Source organism: Elstera sp. (assembly GCF_044372965.1).
Lineage (GTDB): Bacteria > Pseudomonadota > Alphaproteobacteria > Elsterales > Elsteraceae > Elstera.
Map to the genome: position 1 here is coordinate 1 of NZ_JBILQX010000168.1, position 7,827 is coordinate 7,827.

A 7,827-nucleotide genomic window follows, 5' to 3' on the forward strand; every position below is an offset into this window, starting at 1 on the left:
CCGCCGGGCTGGTCGATGCTAGGGGTATAGGCCTCTATCGATGCTGCGTCGATAGTAAGTTACGAATGGGGATTCTGACGTGGTGAAGGTCGCGCAATGGTGTATGGGCCGATGGCGTCGCGGTTAGGCGCGCTATCCCTCGTTTAACCGTTTTTTGCGAAAAAGGGCCTTTCTGCCATGTCTAAAACCTCGGTTCCGTTCGTCTATACGACGAACGGCGGCATCACCATCACCCGCACCATTGCGGATGTTCCCTTTGATGCCGCCATTGATGCGCTGATCGATCAACTCAATACCCAACGCGGGGCGCTTTTGTCGTCCGCCTATGAATATCCGGGCCGCTACAAGCGCTGGAGCTTAGGTTTCGTCAATCCGCCGCTGGAAATCTCGACTGTTGGCCGCGTGTTTACGCTGACGGCGTTGAACGAGCGTGGGCGGTTGCTGTTGCGCCTCGCCCGTCCGGGGCTGGAGAGCCACCCGCATCTTACGGCGATTTCGGTTGCCGAGGATCATATTGACGGGGCGGTCATTCCGCTCCCCCTCAAGTTCGCCGAAGAAGAGCGCTCGCAACAACCTTCCGCCTTCTCGGTAGTGCGCGCGCTGCTCGCGGCCTTCAAGAGCGATGAGGACGAGCATCTGGGGCTGTACGGCGCGTTCGGCTATGACCTGATCTATCAGTTCGAGCCGGTGGACCGCATGCGCCCGCGCCCGGACGATCAGCGCGATATGGTGCTCTATTTGCCCGATCAACTGGTGGTGATCGACAATCAGCGCGGCCAAGCCCAGCAGATTACCTATGATTTTGCCGGGCAAGCGGGCAATGCGCTGCTGAAGACCGACGGTCTGCCGCGCGAAACCGCGACCATCGACTATAGCGGCGCGCGCCGCAAACCCGCCCAAGCGTCGGACTTTCCGGCGGGGGGCTATGCCGATTTGGTGCGCAAAGCATTGCCCTATTTCCAGCGCGGCGATCTGTTCGAAGTGGTGCCGGGCCAGACCTTCTTTGAGGAATGCGACGCCCGCCCCGGCGACCTGTTCCGGGCGCTGCGCAAGATCAACCCCAGCCCCTACGGCTTCCTGTTTAATCTCGACGGCGAATATCTCGTTGGGGCCTCGCCGGAAATGTATGTGCGCGTCGAAGGGCGGCGGGTGGAAACCTGCCCGATTTCCGGCACGATTGCGCGCGGGCGCGACGCCATCGAGGATGCCGACCGGATTCTGGAGTTGCTGAACTCCAAAAAAGACGAATCCGAACTCACCATGTGTACCGACGTGGACCGCAACGATAAGGCGCGCGTCTGCGTGCCCGGTTCGGTGAAGGTGATTGGGCGGCGGCAGATCGAGCTTTACAGCCACCTTATTCATACGGTCGATCATGTGGAAGGCACGCTGCGCCCCGAATGCGACGCGCTGGATGCCTTCCTGACCCACACCTGGGCCGTTACCGTCACCGGCGCGCCGAAGCGTTGGGCCGTTCGGTTCATCGAGGAAAATGAGGCGAGCCCGCGCCGTTGGTACGGGGGGGCGGTCGGGCGGCTTAGCTTCGACGGCAACCTTAATACCGGCCTCACCCTGCGCACGATCCGCCTCAAGGATCAAATCGCCGAAATCCGCGTGGGCGCGACGTTGCTTTACGATAGCGACCCCGACGCCGAAGAGCGCGAGACCATTCTGAAGGGCGCGGCCAGCCGCAAGGCGATTCTGGCGGTGAAGCAGGGCCACAACGGCCCGGCGCTTGCCGAACCGCTACCGCCGGTGGACCGCAATATCCTGATCGTCGATTGCGAAGATAGTTTCGTGCTGACCCTGGCCGATTACTTCCGCCAGACCGGTGCGACCGTGACGACGCTGCGGTACACCCATGCCCCGGCGGCGCTAGCGGCGGGCGGCTGGGATCTGGTGGTTCTGTCGCCCGGACCGGGCCGACCCGAACAATTCGGCGTTCCCGGCCTCGTTCAGCAGGCGGTTGAAGCCGATGTGCCCGTGTTTGGGGTCTGTCTTGGCATGCAGGGGATGGTCGAAGCCTTCGGCGGCACGCTGGGGCAATTGGCCGAACCCGTTCACGGCAAGCCCAGCGCGGTCAGCGTCGAGAGCAATAGCCTGCTGTTCGCCGGATTGCCGGACGAAGTGACCATAGGGCGCTATCACTCGCTTTATGCCGATACGGCGACGCTCCCGGAGGCCTTCAGGGTCACGGCCCAAACGGCGGAAGGCGTGATTATGGCGGTGGAGCATAAGAGCTTGCCGGTCGCAGGCGTGCAGTTCCACCCGGAATCGATCATGTCGCTGGGCGGCGGGGCTGGCCCGGCGATGATCCGCAATGTCGTTACCCGCTTGCGCGCGCAAGCCCCTGTTGCAGGAGAAGCCGCATGAAGGCGAAAGTAACCTGGCTCGAAGCCCGCACCTTCGTTGCCGAATCGGGCAGCGGTCACGCGGTGGTAATGGATGGGGCCCCCGAATCCGGGGGCCGCAACCTCGGGCTGCGTCCTATGGAAATGCTGCTGGCGGGGATGGCCGGGTGTACGGCCTTTGACGTGGTGATGATCCTCGAAAAAGGCCGCCACGCGATTACCGATTGCCAGATTAGCGCCGACGCGGACCGAGCCGAGACCGATCCAAAAGTCTTCACCGCGATCCGCATGCACTACCGCATCACCGGCAAGAACCTGCCGCGCGAGGCGGTTGAGCGCGCCGTAACCCTCTCGGCAGAGAAATATTGCTCAGCCTCGATCATGCTGGGCAAAACCGCCGAGATTACGCATACGATTGAAGTGATCGAAGCCTAGAGAGGCGTGGGGAGGGTTTCGGCCTTCCCCTTACGCCGATTTGCGGCGGGCGGCGAGGGCGGTGAGGGCGGGGCGCAGGTGGCCATTGTGATGGTCCAGCAGCGCGCGGGCTTCGGAGACGCCCAAGTCTTCCAGCAGCAGGCGCGCGAGCTTTACCTTGCCGTTCGCGGCTTCCAGGGCGGCTTGAATCCGATCCATCGGCGCGTCGGTCAATCGGTGCAGCATCCGTTCGGCGCGGCGGCGTAGCTTTTCGTTGGCGGCCACCATATCGACCATCAACCCATCATAGACGCGGCCCAATTGGATCATCACGACGGTCGAAATCAGATTAAGGGCGATTTTTTGGGCGGTGCCCGCCTTGAGCCGGGTTGAGCCCGCGACGACCTCCGGCCCGGTATCGAGCAGTATCGGGTAATCGGCGGCGTGCAGTAGCGGCGAGTCCTCGTTATTGGCGATACCGACCGTGAGCGCCCCCCGCTGCCGGGCGGCTTGAATGGCGGCAACGGTGAAGGGGGTGGCTCCGGAGGCCGCGAGCCCGATCACCGAATCTTCGGGGCCGATGGCCTCGTCTTCAATCGCCCAAATCGCGGCTTCGCGATTGTCCTCGGCCCCTTCGACCGATTGAACCAGTGCCCCCATGCCGCCCGCCACGATGAAAACAACGCGGTCGCGTGGCCAATCGAAGGTGGGGGGAAGTTCCGCGCCGTCTTGCACCGCGATTCGGCCCGAGGTGCCTGCGCCGACATAGACGATCCGCCCGCCTTGGTGCAGCCGCTGGGCAATGGCGACGGCGGCGCGCTCCAGGGGGTTAATCGCGGCATTAACGGCGGCGACGGCGCAAAACTGGCTATCGAGCAGCGCGCCCAGAATCTCATCGGGGTTCCAGGCGTCGAGGTCCCGATAGCGCGGGCTGAATTTTTCGGTGCTCACAAACTAAAAACCGGATGAAACGGTGGCAGGGGATGCCCACCATACCGGCCGTTTCGATCCGGGGTCAATCTCGGCAAAAATTGCTTAGAGCAAAGGGTTACACGGTTGCCGCCGTCATTTTGAAAATGCCTTGGGCGTTGGAACTGTCGAAGCCCAAATCCAGCTTCTTCGCGCCGGTTTGATCGTCGGTCATGCTGTCGCGGGTGATGAACTCGTAGAAGGAGCCTGGCACCTCGCGCATCACCGTCGCCCCACTCGCATCGACGAAGGGGCGCTGCACCTGCGCCGCCCGGAAGGCGGTTTGGCGGACGCGGCCCGAGGCCGAGACTTCCACCGCGTCCTTCATCGGGCGGCCCAGCGCCTTCTGTTGGGCGGCGAGCGTATCGACATCCGGCACGCGGTCGGTGGCGTGGTTGAAGGCATTCCCCTCCGTGGCGATCCAGGCCATTTCCGCCGATTCGGCTTTTAGCGCTTCGTAATCGGTTAGGCTTGGGGCCGGGTGATGCCGGTCGAAGCTGCGCGCGATCACCGGCAAAGCGGCGACGGCCGCATCGAGATCGACCGCGCCATCGAGCTCGAAGGCGGCGAGCGTCGCCACCGTTGCGGCATCGAGCGGATCGACCGAGTCTTTCAGCACATTGGCCACCGCCGCGCCGAAGGCCGAGGAAAAACGGTCAACATGCAACTCGCTGACAAAGAATTGGGCGATATCTTCGGGGAAATCGACCTGCCCGTAGGAGCGGCCCGTCATCTTCAGGCGATCCAGCGGATACAAGCCGTTCTGGCGGTAGCCAAGCGGGGTGAGTAAGCGCACCAGGGCGTCTTGCCCGCGCGGCAGGGCACCCGTTACCGGCCCATCGACCGTGCGCACCGCGCCGTGATCGTGAACGCTTTTTTCGCTCGAGGCGCGCTTATCGGCTATATAGGCGGCCGCCGCAGGCACGCGCACCATCAGATCGTCGAACAGCACCATGTTCAGCGCTTGCGCCATCACGGCGCGGCTAACGCGCGGGCCTTCCTCGGCCAGAAGCGCAGGGTGGATATAGAGCGTGTCGGCCAAGCTCTGGGCTTTTTCGGCCCCCAAGGTGCGGCTGATGAGCGTCAGCAAAATCGACATGTCGGAACTCCCCGTGACAAACCTGAGGGCGAAAAATTTGATGCCCTCAGCATTGCGCCGGAAACCTCCCCCGGTCTAGCATCAAGAACGGTTAAGTTCATGCTTCTCTGGAATGATATATGTCCCTCCCAACCCTTCCCGGTCTGCACGCGGTGGTTCTGGCCGCCGAGCATGGGTCGGTCTCGGCAGCGGCGCAAAAGCTGGGGCTCACCCAAAGCGCCGTCAGCCGTCAGATTGCCCAAGTGGAAGCCGCCCTGGGCGTGACCCTGTTCGACCGAGTGCGCCAGCGCATCGCGCCGACCGAGGCGGGACGGCGGTTTGTGGCCGAAGCGACGCCGCTGCTAAACGATCTCATCCGCGCCTGCCGCACAGCGGGGGAGGCGGGGCAGAATCTCACCCTAGCCGTGTTGCCAAGCTTCGCAACCCGTTGGCTGGTGCCGCGCCTGCCGGATTTCCAGGCGCGTTATCCTAAACTAAGGCTGGACCTTGTGACGCGGGTGGAGCCCTTCGATTTTATCGGCAGCGGCATTGATGCCGCGATTCACGCCGGGCCGAAACCCTGGCCGGGCGCGCGGCTCGACCCGCTGTTTGGCGAAACCGTGGTGCCGGTGGCGAGCCCGCGCTTTCGTCAGCGCCACGGGATTCGGGAGGAAGCGGATTTGCTGAACATCCCCCGGCTGGACCTCAACACGCGCCCCACGGCTTGGGCCGATTGGTTCACGGCGGGCAATCTCCCCTCCCTGGACGCGCGCCCGGCGAGTTTCCGCTTCGAGCAGTTTCTGACCCTCGCGGAAGCTGCCGTTCACGGCCTGGGCGCGGCGCTGGTGCCGCGTTTCTTGATTGAGCCCGATTTAGCCTCCGGGCGGCTGGAGGTGCTGTTCTCGCGCGGCCTCTCCCGTCCCGGCACCTACGCCCTGGCCTACCCACCCGCCCGCGCCGAACATCCGACCTTGCGGCGGTTTCGGGCGTGGCTTTTGGCGCAGGCGGCCCCGGCGGGGACGCGCGCGGTTGAGGCGGATTAAACCGCCGTCAAATCCCCCAAGAAGCGATCAACCCCTTTTCGGAGTTGATCGGACTGGCGGGCACCTCACGGCTGGCAGCCAAAAGATCGGCGGCAGCATCGCCGGTATCGCGGGCGAGGTGGGTGACGTCGCCGATGGTTTCCGATACCGAGCGCGTGCCCTGGGCCGCCGCTTGGACATTGCGGGCGATATTGTCGGTCGCGGCGCTTTGGCTGGCGACGGCTTCGGCAATCAGGCGCGAAATATTGTCCATTTCGCCGATAATACTCCCGATCCCCAGGATGGCGTCGACGGTTTCATCGGTCGTGGTGCGGATATTATTGATCTGCGCGCCAATCTCCTCCGTCGCCCGTGCGGTTTGGGCTGCAAGGTTTTTGACCTCGGTGGCGACGACGGCAAAACCTTTGCCGGCCTCCCCAGCGCGGGCGGCTTCGATGGTGGCGTTGAGGGCAAGAAGATTGGTTTGCGCGGCGATTTCCCCAATCAGGCGCACCACTTCGCCGATGCGCTCGGCGGCGTCGCTGAGGCCCTGAACGGTCTCATTGGTAGCGGTTGCGCGGTTAACCGCCTGGGCGGCGATGCCGGTAGAGTGCGTTACTTGCCGCTCGATTTCGGCGATGGAGGCCGAAAGCTCTTCGGCGGCAGCGGCCACCGCGCCGACATTATCGGTAGCGGCAGCGCTGGCGGTGGCGACTGCTTCCGAGCGCTGGGAGGTGGTCCCGGCGGTCTTTGCCAGATTCTCCGCCGAGCCGTTCATTTGATCGGCGGCGGTCGACACGATGGTAACAACGCTCCCCACCTCCTGCCGCAGCCGATCGGCAATCGCATGCAGGGCGGTGCGCCGTTCGGTTTCGGCAGCGGTGCGGATGCTATCGGCTTCGGTGGCGAGGCGCTGATTTTCGAGCCCATTCCTTTGGAAGACGGTCACGGCCTGGGCCATTGCACCGATTTCGTCGCGGCGGTCCTGCCCGTCGATGGTGATATCATAGCGGCCCGTCGCCAGGGTTTTCATCGTCTCGCCCAAGTGCAGCAGCGGCGCGATAACGCGGCGGGTGACGACCCAGATGGAAAGGATTGTCAGCACAAGGCCAAGGCCGGTGAGCCCCAGCATCAGCACGAGGCGCGTATTGGCGGCACTGGCCCGGCGCTCGCCATAAGCAACCGTATCGGCGACAGCCGTTTCCTGAATAGCGAGCAGCGCGTCGAGCGCATTTGTGGCGGTCGTGGGGAAGCTCGCCGGAACGGTTCCGGACAAGGCTTGATCGATCTCGCGGCGGTACTGGCCGCGCAACAGCGTGCCGGCTTTTGCGAGCGCGTCCCGCGCGGGCTGACCAAGGGCCGCCAACCCGGCTTCGCGCTCCACTTCGGCAAAAGCCGCCATATTGATATCGCGTAGCGCCATCAAGCGGGCACGGTTGGCCTCAATGCTCTGGGCGGAGAGAAGAACGAGCCCCTCTTCCTCGCTCAAACTAGCCGTCGCGTCGGCCAAGAGGCGTTTCAGGCGCAAACGCTGCGCCAGCACTAAATCGCCCGCCGGAGCTTGCTGGGCAAGGGCGACTTGAACCGCGCGGGCCTGGTCAATCGCCTCGGCCAGCCCATCGGAGAGCCGGAGCAGATCCGCGGGCGTACGGTTCGCAGCGTCAGCCCGGCTTCGTTGCGCTTCCACCGTTTTGCGCGCAGCAGCCAAGGTTTCCACTTCCGGGGGAAGCGTGCCGAGCAAGGCCTGGGCTGCTTCAATCCCCTCATCGGCACCAAAATCGGCATTGGTGCGGCGCATTTGGATCGCTTCAGGTTTCGATCCGGCCAGGGTTGCCGCGCGCTCGCCCGCCCATTGGGTTGCGGCCCAGGTGAAGAGATCGGTCGTGCGGTTCAACTCCACGGCTTGCTTGAAAGCCTCCCGCTCGCGCCACGCATCGAGCGCGGCCCGCTTAGCAGCCTTAGCCTGCTCATCCAACTGCTGCGAATATCTCTC

6 protein-coding genes are annotated in these 7,827 nt (G+C 64.0%); 3 read left to right on the forward strand and 3 right to left on the reverse strand.

The genetic code is table 11. The annotated features are described in order from the left end of the window. Positions 1 to 177 precede the first annotated feature (177 nt). Together ACIQ36_RS16350 and ACIQ36_RS16355 are read left to right on the forward strand one after the other, a co-directional pair. Positions 178 to 2,373, forward strand: coding sequence for an anthranilate synthase (locus ACIQ36_RS16350; protein WP_395831252.1), 2,196 nt, complete (start codon positions 178 to 180; stop codon positions 2,371 to 2,373). After that, positions 2,370 to 2,786: an OsmC family protein gene (locus ACIQ36_RS16355; protein ID WP_045776724.1), complete on the forward strand. Its 417-nt coding sequence runs from the start codon at positions 2,370 to 2,372 to the stop codon at positions 2,784 to 2,786. Before ACIQ36_RS16350 ends, ACIQ36_RS16355 begins: the two co-directional genes overlap by 4 nt. Before the next feature lie 30 nt (positions 2,787 to 2,816). On the opposite strand, the gene ACIQ36_RS16360 is transcribed toward ACIQ36_RS16355, so the two are convergent. Further along, on the reverse strand, positions 2,817 to 3,716 hold the full coding sequence (locus tag ACIQ36_RS16360) for an N-acetylmuramic acid 6-phosphate etherase (RefSeq protein WP_395831254.1): 900 nt from the start codon (positions 3,714 to 3,716) through the stop codon (positions 2,817 to 2,819). Between the two features lie 97 nt (positions 3,717 to 3,813). Beyond that, complete coding sequence (locus ACIQ36_RS16365) at positions 3,814 to 4,833, reverse strand: DUF1338 domain-containing protein (protein ID WP_395831256.1); 1,020 nt, start codon at positions 4,831 to 4,833, stop codon at positions 3,814 to 3,816. 119 nt (positions 4,834 to 4,952) lie between these two features. Here ACIQ36_RS16365 and ACIQ36_RS16370 point away from each other — a divergent pair, with 119 nt between their 5' ends. Further along, positions 4,953 to 5,855: a LysR family transcriptional regulator gene (locus ACIQ36_RS16370; protein ID WP_395831258.1), complete on the forward strand. Its 903-nt coding sequence runs from the start codon at positions 4,953 to 4,955 to the stop codon at positions 5,853 to 5,855. Between the two features lie 7 nt (positions 5,856 to 5,862). Here the strand turns inward: ACIQ36_RS16370 and ACIQ36_RS16375 are convergent. Beyond that, a partial coding sequence (locus tag ACIQ36_RS16375; RefSeq protein ID WP_395831260.1) for a methyl-accepting chemotaxis protein occupies positions 5,863 to 7,827 on the reverse strand: 1,965 nt, incomplete at its 5' end.

Coding starts and splice junctions, on each gene's coding strand:
- ACIQ36_RS16350 (WP_395831252.1), top strand. CDS start 178: ATGTCTAAAACCTCGGTTCCGTTCGTCTATACGACGAACGGCGGCATC.
- ACIQ36_RS16355 (WP_045776724.1), top strand. CDS start 2,370: ATGAAGGCGAAAGTAACCTGGCTCGAAGCCCGCACCTTCGTTGCCGAA.
- ACIQ36_RS16365 (WP_395831256.1), bottom strand. CDS start 4,833: ATGTCGATTTTGCTGACGCTCATCAGCCGCACCTTGGGGGCCGAAAAA.
- ACIQ36_RS16370 (WP_395831258.1), top strand. CDS start 4,953: ATGTCCCTCCCAACCCTTCCCGGTCTGCACGCGGTGGTTCTGGCCGCC.